Genomic DNA, 20050 nt, shown 5'->3' with positions numbered 1-20050 from the left:
GGCGTTATTGCTCCGCCTTGAGCACATCCGGCAGGTAGGCGCGGTGGAACCCGTTGAATGGCTCGCTCGGCGCCTGCGCCTTGTGCAGCGGCCATGCGCGGCTGCCCAGGCTGGCGGCGCCGTCGATGCGCAGGGTGCTACCGCTGATAAAGGCCGCAGCCGGGCTGAGCAGGAAGACGATGGCCGCGCTGACTTCCGACTCGGTGCCGATGCGCTTGAGCGGTACATGCTCACGCAGGGTGGGAATCACCGCCTTGAACGCGCCTTCGTAGGTGTCCATGCCGCTGGAGGCAATCCAGCCAGGCGCCACGGCGTTGACGCGCACCCCGGCATAGCCCCACTCAAACGCGGCGGTCTTGGTGACGTTGTCCATGCCGGAGCGCGCCGCGCCGGAGTGGCCCATGCCGGGCATGCCGCCCCACATGTCGGCGAGCATGTTGACGATCGCGCCACCGTGCTTGCTCATCGACTGGTTGAACACTTCCCGCGCCATCAGGAAACCGCCCACCAGGTTGGTGCGCAGTACGGTTTCAAAGCCCTTCTGATTGATCGCCGCCAGTGGCGACGGGTATTGGCCGCCCGCGTTATTCACCAGGCCATGGATGGGGCCGTGGTCGTGCAGGATCTGCGTGACCAGCGCTTTCACCGCCTCTTCCTCACGAATGTCACAGGCATGCCAATGGGCGACGCCGCCATCTTCAGCAATTTCCGCCGCGACCTTCTGCAGTTTTTCTGGCTTGCGCCCCACCATGATCACGCAGGCACCAAGGGCCGCCAGCTCATGGGCGGTGCAGCGGCCAATGCCACTGCCGCCTCCGGTGACGATCACGGTTTGCCCCTTGAACAGGTCGGCTTTGAAGATCGAGTCGAAGGCCACGGCGACGGTCCTTTAGGTGAGTTGATCGGCAATGTATTGCGGCACGGCGATGGGGATTTCCAGCAGTTGCTGAGCGAAGGCTTTGCCTTGCGGGTCGATGCGCAGGCTGGCGATACCGCCGCCGCCCAGGGCATTCTCCAGCAGGAAATTCAGGCTGTGGCTGCCGGGCAAGTACCAGCGTTCGACGCGGCCATGGATCGGGTCGAGCACGTGGTCCATCCAGTCGACGATCACCTCCGGGGTCAGGGCTTCGGCGATCCACGGCAGGTAGTCAGGGTGGCGAGCGATCACGCCGATATTGCTGTGGTTGCCCTTGTCACCTGAGCGCGCCACGGCGAGTTTCACCAGCGGCACACTGGCATCGGCACGGCCCTCCGGCTTGGCCGGCTCGATGGGCACAGCCGGCGTGAGCAGAGGCGCGGAGACGGGCAGCTCGACGGCATGACGTTGGCCTTGGTACTCGATGGCGACGCTACACCGTGATTTGTCGACCAGGAACGAAAACAGCCGAATCAGCGGATACACCGTCGGTCGCCCGCCCACAATGCCGGTCAGCCCCGGTGCCATGCCGGTGGCCGCCTGGGCGATCTCGCGAGCGAACAGTACCAGCGCCTGCTTGTTCGGATGCCGCACCGCCAGCTTCACCACCACTTCGCGGCAATCCGCACGCCGGGCGTGGGCGCCGTAGGTGGCTTCGCTGCCGAGCAGTTCGATGTTGACGTCGGTGTAGGGCGCCCAGCCGCGCTGGCTGAACAGCTCCGAAGTCTTGTTGATGAGCGCCTGGCTGACCCGCTCGGCCTTGGCCACCGCGTCGATGCCGGCGAGCAGGCAACTGGCGGTGCAGCGAAAGCCATCGGGGTAAGTGGCGCTGACCTTGTACTGGTCGGTGGGTGGCAGGCCCTTGGCGCCGTGCAGGCGCACCGCGTGTTTGCCTTGTTGCTGCAGTTTGACCTGGCTGAAATCGCAGATCACGTCCGGCAGCACATAGGCGCGCGGGTCACCGATTTCATACAGCAGTTGTTCGGCCACGCTGAGTTCGCTGATCAGCCCGCCGCTGCCTTCGACCTTGTTGACGGTGAACTGGCCGTCGGCGCTGACTTCGACGATAGGGAAGCCGATGTGTTCGTAGTCGGGCACGTCACGCCAGTCGGTGAAGTTACCGCCGGTGCATTGGGCGCCGCATTCGATGATATGCCCGGCCAGGGCGGCCTGGGCCAGGTGATCGTAGTCCTGCCATGACCAATTGAATTCATGCACCAGTGCCGCGCTGACCACTGCGCTGTCGACCACCCGGCCGGTGATGACAATATCGGCGCCGAGCCCCAATGCCTGGGCAATGCCCGGTGCGCCGAGGTAGGCGTTGGCGGACACGCACAGGGGCGGCAGCGGGGCGCCGTTGTACAGGTCGGTGACAGGTGGCAGCTGTTTGAGTTGAGGGTGCAGGTCATCGCCGAGCAACACGGCGATTTTCAGCGGGATGTGGGCGTTATCGCAAGCCGCCTGCAGGGCGGCGGCGCAGGCCTGGGGGTTGATACCGCCGGCATTGCTGATCACCCGGATGCCCTGGCGCTGGATATCCGCCAGCAGGGGCGTAAGCACCTCGACAAAATCCGTGGCGTAACCGGCCTTGGGGTCTTTCAGGCGGGCACCGGCGAGGATCGACATGGTGACTTCCGCCAGGTAATCGAACACCAGGTAATCCAAGGCACCGCCCTGCACCAATTGGGCGGCGGCGGTGCAGGTGTCGCCCCAGAAGGCGCTGGCGCAGCCGATACGTACCGTCTTTCTCATGAGAAATCCTTCCTCCAAGGGCTGGTGCCGAGACTACCAAGCAAGCGCTTGGTTTGTAAACTCCAGTCACAAGTTTTACCCAAGCGCTTGCTTGGGTGGCAGTCACGGCCTAAATTGCCGGCCAAGACGACAGTAGACGTGAAGGAGAGCAGCATGGATGAGCACAAAGCCCTGGGGGTGATGCGCACCATGGTCGATGGTGGCCAATTGACCGACCCCGAGAGCGCCCGCGGCAAGTTGCTGCAAACCGCAGCTCATCTGTTTCGCAACAAGGGTTTCGAGCGCACCACTGTGCGAGATCTGGCCAGCGCCGTGGGCATCCAGTCCGGCAGCATCTTTCATCACTTCAAGAGCAAGGATGAGATATTGCGTGCGGTGATGGAGGAAACCATCCATTACAACACCGCGATGATGCGCGCTTCACTGGAGGAGGCGAGCACGGTGCGCGAACGCGTGCTGGCGCTGATCCGCTGCGAGTTGCAGTCGATCATGGGTGGCAGTGGCGAGGCCATGGCGGTGCTGGTCTACGAATGGCGCTCGCTGTCGGCCGAAAGCCAGGCGCACGTGCTGGCCCTGCGTGACGTGTATGAGCAGATCTGGTTGCAGGTACTGGGCGAGGCCAAGGCCGCTGGCTACATCCGGGGCGATGTGTTTATCACCCGGCGCTTCCTCACTGGCGCCTTGTCCTGGACCACCACCTGGTTTCGCGCCCAAGGCAGCCTGACCCTTGAGGAGTTGGCCGAAGAGGCCTTGTTGATGGTGCTGAAGTCGGACTGAGGCGCAAGTTATTAATTTGCTGGCGAAAGTTGTCTCCCCCAGTAAAAACGCCTAGCTTATCGGCATTGAACTCTTCAACGGTGCGTGCCTCGATGTTTTCGCCATGGCGGCTGGCTGCAGGACTTACTTTATGGGCACTGGGCACCGCCGCGTGGACGCAGGCCGGTGCCGCGCAGTTGGTGAGAATCGGCGCGGCGCATTTTCCGCCCTACACCGTACGCCCTGAACAAGGCGCCGACACCGGGTTGCTGCCGCAATTGGTCGAGGCGTTGAACGCTGCGCAAACCGATTACCAGTTCGTGGTGGTGCCTACCTCGATCCCCCGGCGTTTTCGTGACTTCGAGCAAGGCCGGGTCGACATGGCCATCTTCGAAAACCCGTCCTGGGGTTGGCAGAATATTGCCCATACCAGTGTTGATATGGGGCTGGAAGATGCGGAAATATTCGTTGCCCAGCGTCAACCCGGGCGCGACCAGAGCTACTTCGCCGACCTCACCGGTAAGCGCCTGGCGGTATTCAGCGGGTATCACTATGCCTTTGCCGACTTCAATCCCGATCCCAAGAACATGGCCGAGCGTTTCAACGCGACGTTGACCTATTCCCATGACAGTAATTTGCTGATGGTTGCTCGTGGGCGTGCGGATATTGCACTGGTTACCCGTTCGTATCTGAGTGATTTCATGGTGCGCAACGCAGACATGGCGGGGCAGTTTTTGGTGTCGGAGCGTATTGACCAGGTGTATCACCACTATGCGTTGTTGCGGCCCAAGGCACCGATCACTGGTCCGGCGTTTGCCGAACTGCTCAAGCGTCTGCGCGACAGTGGCCAGATGCTGAAGATTTTTGAGCCGTATCGTATTGATGTGACGGCGGTGCCCTGAGGTCTTAGTAAGTAAAATCCTTCGGGCTCAGTGGGATCAACTGTGGGAGCTGGCTTGCCTGCGATGACGGCCTGACAGTCGACACAGATATAACTGATGCCCCGCGATCCAATGTGGGAGCTGGCTTGCCTGCGAAGACGGCCTGACAGTCAACACAGTTGGACCGTGTACATATCCATTCCTGCGGTAACGGCTATTTAGGGTTCCGCTTTTACAGCGGCTCACTTTTGAAAAGCCGGAATGCCGGCCCAGACAAAAGTAAGCAAAACGCTCTTGCCCCACCACTCGGCACCTCGCCTAGGCTCGGTGTGCCCGTAATCCGCCAGTGATTTGGGGGGCCGCCGCCACGCGCCATCCATGGCGCGGGGCGGCTAAACCGGCATCCCTGCCGGTTTACCCCCCAAATCCCTGTCGAATTCCGGCCAGCGTGGTTTAACGGGGCGCCTAAGATCAAAAGCCAGATCAAGATCACAAGCAGATCAAGATCAAGAGCGGCTCGCTTCGCATCGTAGTTACCGTGGAGCCCTTACCCACATATGTCTGCGCTGCATTAAACCCGCCGCGCAAACGTATCGCTATGACTGCCCGACACCTTGCGGCAATGCACCAGCGCATCGCGAATCATGAAGTTCACCAAGGTCGGAGACACCCCAAGCTCCTTGGCGATGTCTTTTTGCGGCACGCCATGCAAGCGGTACATCTCGAACGCGTAGCGGGTGCGCTGGGGCAGTTGCGTCAGGGCGTCGGCGATGTTTTCCAGGGTGTTGAAATTGATGTGCGAGGTTTCCGGTGAAGCGCCGTGAATAACCACATTCAAGCCTTCCTCTTCGGTCCCGGAGTATTTGAGCTCCAGGGCCTGCTTGCGGTAATGATCGATCGCCAGGTTGCGCACGATCTGAAACAGATAACTCAGTTGGGCCTTGAACGATGAGGTGATGGTCGGCGCCGACTGCAGCCGGAAGTAGGCGTCCTGCACCACGTCTTCGGCGCGGGAGCGGCACCCGGTGATACGGGCCGCGATCTTCACCAAAATCAGTCGATTGTCGACGAACGCCTGGAGAAGGGGTGAATCGCACCTGCCTGTGGATACTTGTTCCGTCATGGAAATCACCTTGCTGCGAATAGGTTAGGGGAGGGCATCCCTGCTGAGGCCTCCTACATATCGGGCAACAAATTATGCTTAATGATAATGATTGTCAAATGAGAAGACGAACTAATCTTATGCCTTGGGCAAAGGTGTGAACCACGTCTCGCTCGCCCCCGGCGACTAATTATTTGAAGGCTCCGTCCGTTCTCATGGGTGACAGGTTCGTTAGTACAACGGCCAAGGATCAGCACCCGCAGGAGGACCAGATGGGTTTTTATCGTGCATTCAGCGTGTTTCAGTTCGGAGTCCTCGCGGGATGAGTACGTCCCTGCGGCTGCGCCTGTTTTGCCTGCCCCACTCAGGCGCCAGCGCCTCGGTCTACGCTCGCTGGCGCCGGGTCCTGCCGGACTGGCTGCAAGTGTGCCCGCTGGAATTGCCGGGACGCGGCATGCGCATGGACGAGCCATTGCAGCGCGATATCAAGGCCTTGGCCGCGCAGCTTGCTGAAGAAATCAGCCGTGATCTCGATGGCCCCTATGCCTTGTTCGGCCACAGCCTTGGCGGGCTGTTGGCGTTTGAATTGGCTCACGCTCTGAACGCGCGCAATCTGCCCGCGCCCCTGGCGTTGTTCGTTTCCGGCACGGCGGGCCCGGCGCGTCGTGATGTGAGCGAGTACGCCGTCGAAAAGACCGATGCCCAACTGATTGCCCGGCTGCGCGAATTGCAGGGCACCGCCGAAGAAGCCCTGGCCAACCCCGAGCTGATGCAACTGATGTTGCCGATCCTGCGCGCCGATTTTCTGCTGTGCGGCAGTTTCACCTATGGCGAGCGCCAGCCCCTGGCGCTGCCGATCCATGTGTTCGGTGGCAAGCAAGACAGCGTGCGTGCCGACCAGTTGCTCGACTGGCAACTCGACGCCGCCAGTGGGTTTTCCCTGGACATGTTTGACGGCCATCACTTCTTCCTCGTGCAGCACGAAAGCGCCGTGCTGCGCTGCGTGCGTCGCTATGCCGACGAGCACTTGGCGCGCTGGCGCATTGGTGCGACGCGGCAGCTCGTCGCCGGCTGAACCCCACCGACTTCCCGAATTTCCCGTAAGCCGATTTCAGGCAGGAACCCCATGATGGACGCCTTCGAACTCCCCCGCACCCTGGTCCAGTCCCTTCAACAGCGTGCTGCGCAGACGCCGGACCAGGTGGCGTTGCGCTTCCTCGCCGAGAGTGCCGAGCACAGTGTGGTGCTCAGTTATCGCGACCTCGACCAACGCGCCCGCACCATCGCCGCCGCCTTGCAAACCAACGCTGGCCTGGGCGAGCGTGCGGTGTTGCTGTTCCCGAGTGGCCCGGACTATGTGGCGGCGTTCTTTGGTTGCCTGTACGCCGGGGTGATCGCGGTGCCGGCGTATCCACCGGAATCCACGCGTCGTCATCACCAGGAGCGCCTGCTGTCGATCATCAGCGATGCCGAGCCGCGGCTGCTGTTGACCATTGCCAGCCTTAGCGAGGGCCTGGCGCAGATTGAAAACGCGCCCAAGGTGTTGAGCGTCGACACCCTGGAGGCGCAGCAGGCCGACCAGTGGGTCGAGCCCGACCTCAAGGCCGACGACATCGCGTTCCTGCAATACACCTCCGGCTCCACCGCATTGCCCAAGGGCGTGCAAGTCAGCCACGGCAACCTGGTGGCCAACGAAGTGCTGATCCGCCGTGGTTTTGGCATCGACCTCAACCCCGATGACGTGATCGTCAGCTGGTTGCCGCTGTACCACGACATGGGCCTGATCGGCGGCCTGCTGCAACCGATCTTCAGCGGCGTGCCCTGCGTGTTGATGTCGCCGGCCTACTTCCTTGGCCGACCTTTGCGCTGGCTGGAGGCGATCAGCGAATACGGCGGCACCATCAGCGGTGGCCCGGACTTCGCCTACCGCCTGTGCAGCGAACGGGTCAGTGAGTCGGCCCTGGAGCGCCTGGATTTGAGTCGCTGGCGCGTCGCCTATTCGGGTTCCGAGCCGATCCGCCTCGACACCCTGGAACGCTTTGCGGAAAAATTCGCGGCCTGTGGTTTCACCACGAATAATTTCTTCGCCTCCTACGGTCTGGCCGAAGCCACCCTGTTTGTCGCCGGAGGTACCCGTGGCCGTGGCATTCCCGCCCTGCGCCTGGACGAACAGGCGCTGGCCGCCAACCGTGCCGAACCGGGGCAGGGCCCTGCGATCATGAGTTGCGGCACCAGCCAGCCGAACCACGCCGTGCTGATCGCCGACCCGCACACCCTCACCGAGCTGCCCGACCAGTGCGTCGGCGAACTCTGGGCCACGGGCCCGAGCATCGCCCACGGCTACTGGCGCAACCCGCAAGCCAGCGCCAAGACCTTCGTTCAGCATGCTGGCCGCACCTGGTTGCGCACCGGTGACCTGGGTTTTATCCGCGACGGTGAGGTGTACATCACCGGGCGCCTGAAAGACCTGCTGATCGTGCGCGGCCACAACCTTTACCCCCAGGACATCGAACAGACCATCGAGCGCGAAGTGGAAGTGGTGCGCAAGGGTCGGGTCGCCGCGTTTGCGGTCAATGACCAGGGCCTGGAAGGCATCGGCATCGCCGCGGAAATCAGCCGCAGCGTGCAGAAAATCCTGCCGCCCGAAGCGCTGATCAAGGCGATCCGCCAAGCCGTGGCCGAGGCCTGCCAGCAAGCCCCGAGCGTGGTGGTGCTGCTCAACCCAGGCGCTTTGCCGAAGACCTCCAGCGGCAAAGTGCAGCGTGCCGCCTGTGCGATTCGGCATGCCGATGGCAGCCTCGACAGCTACGCGCAGTTCCCCGGGCAGCAGGGGCAGGCGAGCGACGTGGCGCTGGAATCGGACCTGCAACAGCGGATCGCGGCGATCTGGTGCGAACAGCTGCAACTGGCCCAGGTGGCGGGCGACGATCACTTTTTCCTGCTGGGGGGCAACTCCATCACCGCGACCCAAGTGGTCGCCCGCCTGCGCGAAAGCCTGGGGCTGGAACTGAGCCTGCGCCTGCTGTTCGAAGCGCCGACCCTCGCCACCTTCGCCACGGCCGTCGCGCAGCTGCAACAGGATGGCGGCGTGGCCCAAGGCGCAATCCACGTGCTGTCACGTCAAGAAGACCTGCCCCAATCCCTGGCACAGAACCGCCTGTGGATCACCTGGCAATTGGACCCTCACAGCAGCGCCTACACCATTCCAGGCGCCTTGCACCTGCGCGGCGAGCTGGATGAAGACGCACTGCGCCACAGCTTCCAGCAACTGATCCAGCGTCACGAAGCCCTGCGCACGCGCTTCTGCGAGCGCGACGGCCAGGCGTTCCAGCGTGTCGAGGCTACGGCGGATTTCGAACTGCCGATCATCGACCTCAGTGACCTGCCCAACACCGAGCGCGAAGCCCGTGCGCAAGAGGTTCGCGAAGACCAGGCGCGCAGCCCGTTCGACCTGGAAAAAGGCCCGTTGCTGCGGGTTACCCTGGTGCGCCTGGGCGATGAAGAGCACCAACTGCTGGTGACGCTGCACCACATCATTGCTGACGGTTGGTCGCTGAATATCCTGATCGACGAGTTCTCGCGCCTGTACGCCGCTGCCGCCCAAGGCCAGTCTCTGGAGCTGCCGCCGCTGGCCTTGCAATACGCCGACTACGGCAGCTGGCAGCGCCAATGGCTGGCCGAAGGCGAGGGCCAGCGACAGCTGACGTACTGGAAAGCGCAGTTGGGTGACGAGCATCCGGCCCTGAACCTGGCCACCGATCACCCGCGTGCAGCCCAGCATCGGCACAGCGCCTCGCGCCATAGCCAGCGCCTGGATGCGCGCCTCAGTGCGGCGATCCGCCAGACCGCCCAGGCCCATGACTCAACACCGTTCATGCTGCTGCTGGCGACGTTCCAGACCTTGCTCTATCGCTACAGCGGCCAGCGCGACATCCGTATCGGCGTGCCCAATGCCAACCGCCCACGCCATGAAACCCAGGGCCTGATCGGCTTCTTTATCAACACCCTGGTGCTGCGCGCCGAGCTGGACGGGCGCCTGCCGTTCAACCAACTGTTGGCCGCCACTCGCGAGACCACATTGGCCGCCCAGGCCCATCAGGACCTGCCCTTCGAACAACTGCTGGAAGCCTTCCCCCAGGCCCGCGAACAGGGCCTGTTCCAGGTCATGTTCAACCACCAGCAGCGCGACCTCAGTGCCTTGCGCCGCCTGCCGGGCCTGCTGGCCGAAGAGTTGCCCTGGCACAGCCGCGAAGCCAAGTTCGACCTGCAACTGCACAGCGAAGAAGACCGCAATGGGCGCTTGAGCCTGTCGTTCGACTACGCCGACGAGCTGTTCGATTGCGCGACCATCCAGCGTCTGGCCGAGCACTTCATCCATCTACTTCAAGCTGTGTGTACGCAACCACAACACGCCATCGGCGATCTGCCGTTGATGCAGGCTGACGAACAGCAACCCTGGAGCGAAGCCCCCTGCGCGCCGGCCCGGCACTGGCTGCCCGAGCTGCTCAATCAGCAGACGTCGGACGCCACCGCATTGGTCTGGCAGGACGGCAGCCTGACATTCGCCCAATTGCACACCCAGGCCAACCGCCTGGCCCATTACCTGCGCGACAAAGGCGTCGGCCCGGACGTGTGCGTGGCCATCGCCGCCGAGCGTTCGCCGCAACTGCTGATCGGCCTGCTCGCCATCATCAAGGCCGGTGGCGCCTACGTGCCGCTGGACCCGGATTACCCCGCCGAACGCCTGGCCTACATGCTCAAGGACAGCGGCGTGCAACTGCTGCTCACCCAGACCGCGTTGCTGCCCCAACTGCCCAGCGCCGAAGGCGTGTGCGTGATTGCCATGGACAGCCTGCACCTCGACAGCTGGCCGACCCAGGCGCCAGGCTTGCACCTGCACGGCGATAACCTCGCCTACGTGATCTACACCTCCGGTTCCACCGGCCAACCCAAAGGCGTGGGCAACACCCACGGCGCCCTGGCCGAGCGTTTGCAGTGGATGCAGGCCACCTATCAACTGAACGAAACCGATGTGCTGATGCAAAAGGCGCCGATCAGTTTCGACGTGTCGGTGTGGGAATGCTTCTGGCCATTGATTACTGGCTGCCGCCTGGTATTGGCCGGGCCGGGCGAACATCGCGACCCGCACCGCATCGCGCAGCTTGTGCAGGAACATGGGGTGACCACGCTGCACTTCGTGCCGCCGCTGTTGCAGCTGTTTATCGACGAGCCGCTGGTGGCCGAATGCACCAGCCTGCGTCGCCTGTTCTCCGGCGGCGAAGCCTTGCCCGCCGAACTGCGTAACCGCGTACTGGCGCGCTTGCCAGCGGTGCAGTTGCACAACCGCTATGGCCCGACCGAAACCGCGATCAACGTCACCCACTGGCAGTGCGCCGTCTCGGATGGCGAGCGCTCGCCGATTGGTCGGCCGTTGGGCAATGTGATCTGCCGCGTACTGGACGAGCAGCTCAACCCGTTGCCGGCCGGTGTGCCGGGCGAACTGTGCATCGGCGGTATCGGCCTGGCGCGGGGTTACCTGGGCCGTGCCGGGCTGACGGCCGAACGTTTTGTCGCCGACCCGCTGGGCGCGGCGGGCACCCGCTTGTATCGCACCGGTGACCGTGCGCGCTGGAACGCCGATGGCGTGCTCGAATACCTCGGGCGCCTCGATCAGCAGGTCAAACTGCGGGGGTTCCGGGTGGAGCCGGAAGAAATCGAAGCGCGCCTGCTGGCCCAGGTAGGCATTGCCCAGGCCGTGGTGCTGGTGCGTGATGCACAGTTGATCGGCTACTACACCGCCGACACCGAACTGGATGAGCAAAGGGTCAAAACCGCCCTGGCCGCCGAGTTGCCGGAGTACATGGTGCCCGCGCTGCTGATGCGCCTTGACGCCATGCCCCTGAGCCCCAGCGGCAAGCTCGACCGGCGTGCCTTGCCAGAGCCGGTATGGCAAACCCGCGAACACGTCGAACCGCACACACCTTTGCAGCTGCAAATCGCCGCGATCTGGCGCGAGGTGCTTGGCCTGCCACGCATCGGCCTGCGCGATGACTTTTTCGCACTCGGCGGGCACTCGTTGCTGGCCACGCAAATCATCTCCCGCACCCGCCAGGCCTGCGACGTCGAACTGCCCCTGCGCACGCTGTTCGAAGCCAGCGAGCTGGGCGATTTTGCCCAGCAGGTCGGGCTGATGCAGGCGGCGGGCCAGCGCAACCAACAGACTGCCATCGCCAAAGTCGACCGCAGCCAGCCGGTCCCTTTGTCCTATTCCCAGCAGCGCATGTGGTTCCTCTGGCAGATGGAACCGGACAGCCCGGCCTACAACGTCGGCGGCATGGCGCGCCTGCGCGGCGTGCTGGATGTGGGGCGTTTCGAGGCCGCCTTGCAGGCCTTGATCATGCGTCACGAAACCCTGCGCACCACTTTCCCAAGTGTCGATGGTGTGGCCTGTCAAAAGGTCTCGGCGCAAACCAATGTGCGCATGGACTGGCAGGATTTCTCCGCGCTGAATGAGCCGCAGCGCCAGCAGCGTTTGCAGCAACTGGCCGATGTCGAGGCGCACACGCCGTTCAACCTGGAAACCGGGCCGCTGTTGCGCGCCTGCCTGGTCAAGGCCGGCGAGCAGGAACATTACCTGGTGCTGACCCTGCACCATATCGTTACCGAAGGCTGGGCCATGGACATCTTTGCCCGTGAACTCAGCGCCTTGTATGAAGCCTTTATCGACGAGCGCGACTCACCGCTGCCAGCGTTGCCGGTGCAGTACCTCGACTACAGCGTATGGCAACGCCAGTGGATGGAAGCCGGTGAGCGCCAGCGTCAGCTGGACTACTGGACCGCCCAACTGGGCAACGAACACCCGTTGCTGGAATTGCCCGGCGACCGTCCGCGGCCACCGGTGCAAAGCCATCGGGGCGAGCTGTACCGGTTTGATTTGAGCGATGAGCTGGCCGCCCGCGTGCGAGCCTTCAACGCCCAGCACGGCCTCACGCTGTTCATGACCATGACCGCGACCCTGGCAGTGTTGCTCTACCGCTACAGCGGCCAGACCGACCTGCGCATCGGCGCGCCAGTGGCCAACCGTATCCGCCCGGAAAGCGAAGGCTTGATTGGCGCGTTCCTCAATACCCAGGTGCTGCGTTGCCAGCTCAATGGGCAGATGCAGGTCAGCGAGTTGTTCGAGCAGGTGCGCCATACCGTGATCGAGGGCCAGTCCCACCAGGACCTGCCGTTCGACCATCTGGTGGAAGCCCTGCAACCGCCGCGCAGCGCGGCGTACAACCCGTTGTTCCAGGTGATGTGCAACGTGCAGCGCTGGGAATTCCAGCAAAGCCGCCAACTGGCTGGCATGACCGTGGAGTACCTGGCCAACGATGCGCGGGCGACCAAGTTCGACCTCAACCTGGAAGTCACCGACCTCGACCATCGCCTGGGTTGCTGCCTGACCTACAGCACCGACCTGTTCGACGAGCCGCGTATTGCGCGCATGGCCGAGCATTGGCGCAACCTGCTCGAAGCGTTGGTCGCCGATCCCGGCCAGCGCCTCAGCGAATTGCCGTTGCTGAGCGCAGATGAACAACGCGCCTTGCAAGACAGCCTGGGGGTGGAGAAGGGCGAGCATCGCCTCGACCAGTGCATCCATCAACTGTTCAGCCAGCAGGCCAGCCAGCGGCCGGATGCCCCGGCGCTGACCTTTGCAGGTGTGACCCTCTCGTATGCGCAACTGGATGAGCGCGCCAACCGCCTGGCCTGGATGCTGCGCGAGCGTGGCGTGGGCCCGCAGATGCGCGTGGGCCTGGCGCTGCCGCGTTCGCTGGAAATGGTCGTCGGTTTGCTGGCGATCCTCAAGGCCGGCGGTGCCTATGTGCCGTTGGACCCGGAATACCCGCTGGACCGCCTGCATTACATGATCGAAGACAGTGACATCGGCCTGCTGCTCAGTGATGCGGCCCTGTTCGAAGCTCTGGGTGAGTTGCCGGCGACGGTGGCGTGCTGGTGCCTGGAGGATGACTCGCCGGTGCTGGCGAATTACCCCGCCGAAGCGCTGCCGTTCGTGAGTCTGGCGCAACACCAGGCGTACCTCATCTACACCTCGGGTTCCACGGGCAAGCCCAAAGGCGTGGTGGTGTCCCACGGTGAGATCGCCATGCATTGCCAGGCAGTGATCGAGCGGTTCGACATGCGCCCGGATGACTGCGAGCTGCACTTTTACTCGATCAATTTCGACGCTGCCACCGAGCGTTTGCTGGTGCCGCTGCTGTGCGGGGCGCGGGTAGTGTTGCGCGCCCAGGGCCAGTGGGATGCGGAGGAAATCTGCGCGCTGATCCGTACCCATCGCATCAATGTGCTCGGTTTCACCCCGAGCTACGGCAGCCAGTTGGCGCAGTGGCTGGCGACCCAGCAACAGACGCTGCCGGTGCGCATGTGCATCACCGGTGGCGAAGCCTTGACCGGCGAACACCTGCAACGCATCCGCGCAGCGTTCACGCCCCAGCTGTTCTTCAACGCCTACGGCCCCACCGAAACCGTGGTGATGCCCCTGGCCAGCCTGGCGCCCGAGCAGTTGGAGGAGGGCGCTGGCAGTGTGCCGATCGGCAGCATCGTCGGCGAGCGCGTGGCTTACATTCTCGACGCCGACCTGGCGCTGGTGCCCCAGGGCGCCAGCGGTGAGCTGTACATCGGTGGTGCCGGCCTGGCCCAGGGTTATCACCAGCGGCCGGGGATGACGGCGGAGCGTTTTGTCGCAGACCCGTTTGCTGGCAAGGGCGGGCGCCTGTACCGCACCGGCGACCTGGTACGCCAACGCGCCGATGGCCTGGTGGAGTACCTGGGGCGCATCGATCATCAGGTGAAGATCCGCGGTTTTCGCATCGAACTGGGCGAAATCGAAACGCGCTTGCTCGAACATGACGCTGTGCGCGAAGCGGTGGTGCTGGCACTGGATGCGCCGAGCGGCAAGCAATTGGTGGCGTACCTGGTCAGCGATGCCGAGCACGCCGCCTTGCGCGACGCGTTGAAGGCGCACCTCAAGGCGCAACTACCGGACTACATGGTGCCCGCGCATCTGATCGTGCTGCAGAGCATGCCGCTGACCGCCAACGGCAAGCTCGACCGCCGCGCCTTGCCTGAGCCGGACCCAGAGGCCAATCGCCAAGCCTACGTGGCGCCGCGCAGCGAGCTGGAACACAGCCTGGCCGCCATCTGGTGCGCGGTGCTGAACGTGGAGCAAGTGGGCCTCGACGATAACTTCTTTGAACTGGGCGGCGACTCGATTCTGTCGATCCAGGTGGTGAGCCGGGCGCGCCAGGCCGGCATTCATTTCAGCCCCCGTGACCTGTTCCAGCACCAGACCGTACAGAGCCTGGCTGCCGTGGCGACTCGCTCGGAGCTCATTATCGCCGAGCAAGGATTGCTGACCGGCCCCTCGGGCCTCACGCCGATCCAGCACTGGTTCTTCGACACCGACATCCCGGCGCGCCAGCACTGGAACCAGGCATTGGTGCTCAAGCCACTGCAACTGCTCGATGCCCATCGCCTGGAGCAAGCGCTGCTGGCGGTGCTGGAACACCACGACGCGCTGCGCTTGAGCTTTACCCCGCGCGATACGCAATGGCATGCCGAATACCTGGGCGTGCCGGAAGGCGGCGTGCTGCTGCAGGCGCAGGTGCGCGACATGCAGGCGTGCACGGCGTTGTTCACCGACACCCAGCGCAGCCTCGACCTGGCACAGGGGCCGCTGCTGCGCGCCTTGCTGGTGGACGGGCCGCAAGGTCAGCAGCGCTTGCTGATCGCCATCCATCACCTGGTGGTGGACGGCGTGTCGTGGCGCGTCCTGCTGGAAGACCTGCAAAACGTTTATCGCCAACTCAGTGACGGCCAGTCCGTCAGCCTGCCGGCCAAAACCAGCGCGCTGCGCGATTGGGCTGCGCGCTTGCAAGCCTATGCCCACAGTGAGTCCTTGCGCGAAGAGTTGAGCCTGTGGCAAGCGCAACTAGCTGGCCCCACCGTGGCCTTGCCAGTACAGCGTCCCCAAGGCGCACGGCGCAATAGCGATGCCGAAACGGTCAGCGTGCGCCTGGATGCCGAGCGCACCCGGCAGTTGCTGCAACAGGCGCCGAGTGCCTATCGCACCCAGGTCAACGACCTGTTGCTGACCGCCCTGGCCCGCGTGCTGTGCCGCTGGAGCGGGCAGGCCTCGGCACTGATCCAACTGGAAGGCCATGGCCGCGAAACCTTGTTCGATGATATCGACCTGACCCGCAGCGTGGGCTGGTTCACCAGTGCCTATCCGTTGCGTCTGACGCCGCTGGCCGAGCAGGGCGACTCGATCAAGGCGATCAAGGAGCAACTGCGTGGCGTGCCCCATAAAGGTTTGGGGTATGGCGTGCTGCGTTACCTGGCCGATGACCTGTGCAAGCAGAGCATGGCCGCATTGCCGAGCGCGCAGGTCACCTTCAACTACCTGGGTCAGTTCGACCAGAGCTTTGGCACTGAGGCACTGTTCCACCCGCTGGAGGAATCCGCCGGCCTGGCCCATGACCCGGATGCGCCGTTGCCCAATGAACTGAGCATCGACAGCCAGGTCTACGGCGGCGAGCTGGTGCTACGCTGGACGTTCAGCCGTGAGCGGCATGATCAGCAGGTGATTGGCGATCTGGCCGAGGCCTACCTTGGCGAATTGCACAGCCTTATCGCCCATTGCCTGCAGGACGATGCCGGTGGCCTCACGCCGTCCGACTTCCCCCTGGCGCGCCTGACCCAGGTGCAACTGGACGCCTTGCCGGTATCGGCCAGCGCCATCGAAGACGTCTACCCGCTGACTCCGATGCAGGAGGGCTTGCTGCTGCACACCCTGCTGGAGCCCGGCACCGGCCTGTATTACATGCAGGACCGCTACCGCATCAACAGCGCCCTGGACCCGGAGCGTTTTGCCCAGGCCTGGCAAGCGGTGATCGCCCGCCACGAAGCCTTGCGCGCCTCGTTCTGCTGGAACGTCGGCGAAGACATGCTGCAAGTGATCCACAAGCCCGGCAGTACGCCGATCGAGTACCTGGACTGGAGCGCCGACCCGCAGGATGAGCAGGAGTCGCGTCTGCAAGCCTTGCTCAAGGCCGAGCGCGAAGCCGGTTTTGACCTGCTCAACCAGGCGCCTTTCCACTTGCGCCTGATTCGCGTGGGCGAGGCGCGCTACTGGTTCATGATGAGCAACCACCACATCCTGATCGATGCCTGGTGCCGTTCGCTGCTGATGAATGACTTCTTCGATATCTACACAGCCCTGGGCGAAGGCCGCGATGCGCAACTGGCGCCGCCGCCGCGCTATCGCGACTACATTGCCTGGCTGCAACGCCAGGACCTCAACGAGGCGCGCCAGTGGTGGCAGCAAAACTTGCAAGGCTTCGAGCGCGCCACGCCGATCCCGAGTGACCGCCCGTTCCTGCGCGAACACGCCGGTGGCAGTGGCGGCATGGTGGTGGGCGACTGCTACACCCGCCTGGATGCCCGCGACGGTGCGCAGTTGCGCGAACTGGCCCAGGCGCATCAGCTCACCGTCAACACCTTCGCCCAGGCGGCGTGGGCCTTGGTGCTGCGGCGTTTGAGTGGCGATCGCGACGTGCTGTTCGGCGTCACCGTGGCCGGGCGCCCGGTGGACATGCCCGAGATGCAACGCACCGTGGGGCTGTTTATCAACAGTATCGCGCTGCGGGTGAAACTGCCCGAGGACGGCCAGACGTGCAGCGTGCGCCAGTGGTTGAGCGCCTTGCTCGACAGCAATATGCAACTGCGCGAGTACGAATACCTGCCGTTGGTGACGATCCAGGAACACAGCGAATTGCCCAAGGGCCAGCCGCTGTTCGACAGCCTGTTTGTGTTTGAGAACGCGCCAGTGGAAGTCTCGGTGCTGGACCGTGCACAAAGCCTGAACGCCACCTCGGATTCCGGGCGTACACACACCAACTTCCCGCTGACGGCGGTGTGCTACCCCGGCGATGACCTCGGCTTGCACCTGTCCTACGACCAGCGTTATTTCGACGAAAGCACCGTGCAAGGCATGCTCGCTGAGTTCAAGCGCCTGTTGCTGGCGCTGGTGCAGGGCTTCCATGGCGACATGGCCGAGCTGGCGCTGATTGGCGAGCAGGAACGTGAATTCCTGGTGGCGGGCTGTAACCAGAGTGAGCGAGCCTATCCGCTGGAGACGAGCTACATCGAGCTGTTCGAGGCCCAGGTGGCAGAGCATCCGCAGCGCATCGCCGCCAGTTGCCTGGACCAGCAATGGAGCTACGACGAACTGAACCGCCGCAGTAACGGCCTGGGCCACGCGTTGATTGCGGCCGGTGTGGGCCTGGACCAACCGGTGGCGTTGCTGGCTGAACGTGGGTTGGACTTGCTCGGCATGATCATCGGCAGCTTCAAGGCCGGTGCCGGTTACCTGCCGCTGGACCCAGGGCTGCCCGGCCCGCGCCTGAGCCGCATCATCGACATGAGCCGCACGCCGCTGCTGGTGTGCACCGAGGCGTGCCGCGAGCAGGCCGTCGAGTTGCTGCAAGGGGTTGATTGCCAACTGCTGGTGTGGGAGGAAGTGCCCGCCCGTGGCGAAAACCCCGGTGTCTACAGCGGCCCGGACAATCTTGCCTACGTGATCTACACCTCGGGTTCCACCGGCTTGCCCAAGGGCGTGATGGTCGAACAGCGTGGCATGCTCAATAACCAGTTGAGCAAGGTGCCGTACCTGAACCTGAGCGATGCCGATGTGATTGCCCAGACCGCGTCGCAAAGCTTCGATATTTCTGTGTGGCAGTTCCTCGCCGCGCCGCTGTTTGGCGCACGGGTGGACATTGTGCCCAATACCATCGCCCATGATCCGCAAGGGTTGCTGGCCCATGTTCAAGCACAGGGCATCACCGTGCTGGAGAGTGTGCCGTCGCTGATCCAGGGCATGCTGGCCCAGGAGTGTATCAGCCTCGAGGGCCTGCGCTGGATGTTGCCGACCGGGGAGGCCATGCCACCTGAGCTGGCCCATCAGTGGCTGCTGCGTTACCCGCAAATTGGCCTGGTGAATGCTTACGGCCCGGCGGAATGCTCCGATGATGTGGCGTTCTTCCGCGTCGATCTGGCGTCGACCCGTGGCACTTACCTGCCGATTGGTACGCCGACCGACAACAACCGCTTGTACCTGCTGGACGGCGCTTTAGAGCTGGTGCCTCAAGGGGCGGTGGGCGAGCTGTGCGTCGCCGGCACCGGTGTCGGTCGTGGCTATGTCAGCGATCCGCTGCGCACCGCCCAGGTGTTTGTACCCAACCCCTTTGGCGCGCCTGGTGAGCGCCTCTACCGTACCGGCGACCTGGCACGGCGTCGCAGCGATGGGGTGCTGGAGTATGTCGGGCGTATCGACCACCAGGTGAAGATTCGCGGCTACCGCATCGAACTGGGTGAAATCGAAGCGCGCCTGCATGAACAACCCCTCGTGCGCGACGCGGCGGTGGGTGTGCAAGAGGGGGCCAATGGCAAACATCTGGTCGGCTACCTGGTGGCCGCCGATGCCAAACTCGACCCGAGCGAGCAGTTGGAGCGCATCAAGCAACGCCTGCGTACCGAACTGCCGGAATACATGGTGCCACTGCATTGGCTATGGCTTGACCGCCTGCCCCTGAATGCCAACGGCAAGCTCGACCGCAAGGCCCTGCCGGCCCTGGAGATCGGCCAGTTGCACAATCAGGACTATGTGGCGCCGCGCACTGAACTGGAAACCACGTTGGCGGGTATCTGGGCCGAGGTGCTGAAGGTCGAGCGGGTCGGGGTGCAGGACAACTTCTTCGAACTGGGCGGGCATTCGCTGCTGGCCACGCAGATTGCCTCGCGGGTGCAGAAGACACTGCAACGCGATGTGCCGTTGCGGGCGATGTTCGAGTGCAGCACCGTGGCGGAGTTGGCCGAGTATATCGAGGGGGTGGCAGGCAATGAGATCAGTGCCGAGAAGGTGGATCGGTTGAGTGATTTGATGGCGGAGTTGGAGGGGCTTTGATCTTCGTTGTCTGTCAGGGCCTCATTGCAGCATAGGCATCTACACAGCTGGACCTGTGGCGAGGGAGCTTGCTCCCGTGACGGCCTGGCAGCCGACGCTGATCGAGCTGGTGCACCGCGATCCAAATGTGGGAGCTGGCTTGCCTGCGAAGACGGCCTGCCAGCCGACACCTATCTACCTGAGGCCCCGTGATCAAATTGTGGGAGCTGGCTTGCCTGCGATAGCGGCCTGACAGCCGACACAGGTGTCAGACCGAGTACATATCCATTCCTGCGGTAACGGCCACTTAGGGTTCCGCTCTTACAGCGGGTCACTTTTGGAAAAGAGCCCCAAAAGTAACCAAAAGGGCTCCTGCCCCACCACTCGGCACCTCGCCTAGGCTCGGTGTGCCCGTAATCCGCCAGTGATTTGGGGGGCCGCCGCCACGCGCCATCCATGGCGCGGGGCGGCTAAACCGGCATCCCTGCCGGTTTACCCCCCAAATCCCTGTCGAATTCCGGCCAGCGTGGTTTAACGGGGCGCTTAAGATCAAGATCAAAAGCAGATCAAGAGCAAGAGCGACTCGCTTCGCATCGTGGTTACCGTCTGCTGTTACAACCCACAAAGTTGTGTAGATACCT

At 63.6% G+C, this 20050-nt stretch carries 7 protein-coding genes; 4 read left to right on the top strand and 3 right to left on the bottom strand.

The window, feature by feature from the left end; genetic code table 11:
• Positions 1-4: 4 nt before the first annotated feature.
• Positions 5-877 (bottom strand): SDR family oxidoreductase, encoded by an 873-nt coding sequence (locus tag GIV26_RS16145; protein ID WP_236281491.1) that lies wholly within the window; start codon positions 875-877, stop codon positions 5-7.
• Between the two features lie 12 nt (positions 878-889).
• The gene (locus tag GIV26_RS16140; RefSeq protein ID WP_236281490.1) at positions 890-2668 is read right to left on the bottom strand and encodes an acyclic terpene utilization AtuA family protein; all 1779 of its coding nucleotides are present in this window, start codon (positions 2666-2668) and stop codon (positions 890-892) included.
• A 153-nt stretch (positions 2669-2821) separates the two neighbouring features.
• Between GIV26_RS16140 and GIV26_RS16135 the strand changes: the two genes are divergently transcribed.
• Positions 2822-3445 carry a TetR/AcrR family transcriptional regulator gene (locus GIV26_RS16135; protein WP_236281488.1) on the top strand — a complete coding sequence of 208 codons (624 nt, stop codon included), beginning with the start codon at positions 2822-2824 and terminating at the stop codon, positions 3443-3445.
• A 92-nt stretch (positions 3446-3537) separates the two neighbouring features.
• Positions 3538-4326, top strand: a complete 789-nt coding sequence (locus GIV26_RS16130) for a substrate-binding periplasmic protein (RefSeq protein ID WP_236281486.1) — start codon at positions 3538-3540, stop codon at positions 4324-4326.
• 550 nt (positions 4327-4876) lie between these two features.
• Here GIV26_RS16130 and GIV26_RS16125 read toward each other — a convergent pair.
• On the bottom strand, positions 4877-5428 hold the full coding sequence (locus tag GIV26_RS16125; RefSeq protein ID WP_032904207.1) for an RNA polymerase factor sigma-70: 552 nt from the start codon (positions 5426-5428) through the stop codon (positions 4877-4879).
• A gap of 301 nt (positions 5429-5729) precedes the next feature.
• Between GIV26_RS16125 and GIV26_RS16120 the strand changes: the two genes are divergently transcribed.
• Both GIV26_RS16120 and GIV26_RS16115 read left to right on the top strand, forming a co-directional pair.
• Positions 5730-6482 (top strand): thioesterase II family protein, encoded by a 753-nt coding sequence (locus GIV26_RS16120; RefSeq protein WP_236281484.1) that lies wholly within the window; start codon positions 5730-5732, stop codon positions 6480-6482.
• Positions 6483-6533: 51 nt separating this feature from the next.
• Entirely contained in the window at positions 6534-19430 is a 12897-nt protein-coding gene (locus GIV26_RS16115; protein WP_236281483.1) for a non-ribosomal peptide synthetase, read from the top strand.
• The last annotated feature ends 620 nt before the right edge of the window (positions 19431-20050 follow it).

Source organism: Pseudomonas sp. PA-1-3F (assembly GCF_021609665.1).
Classification (GTDB): Bacteria; Pseudomonadota; Gammaproteobacteria; order Pseudomonadales; family Pseudomonadaceae; genus Aquipseudomonas; species Aquipseudomonas paracarnis.
This window is presented reverse-complemented; position numbering and strand designations above follow the sequence as displayed.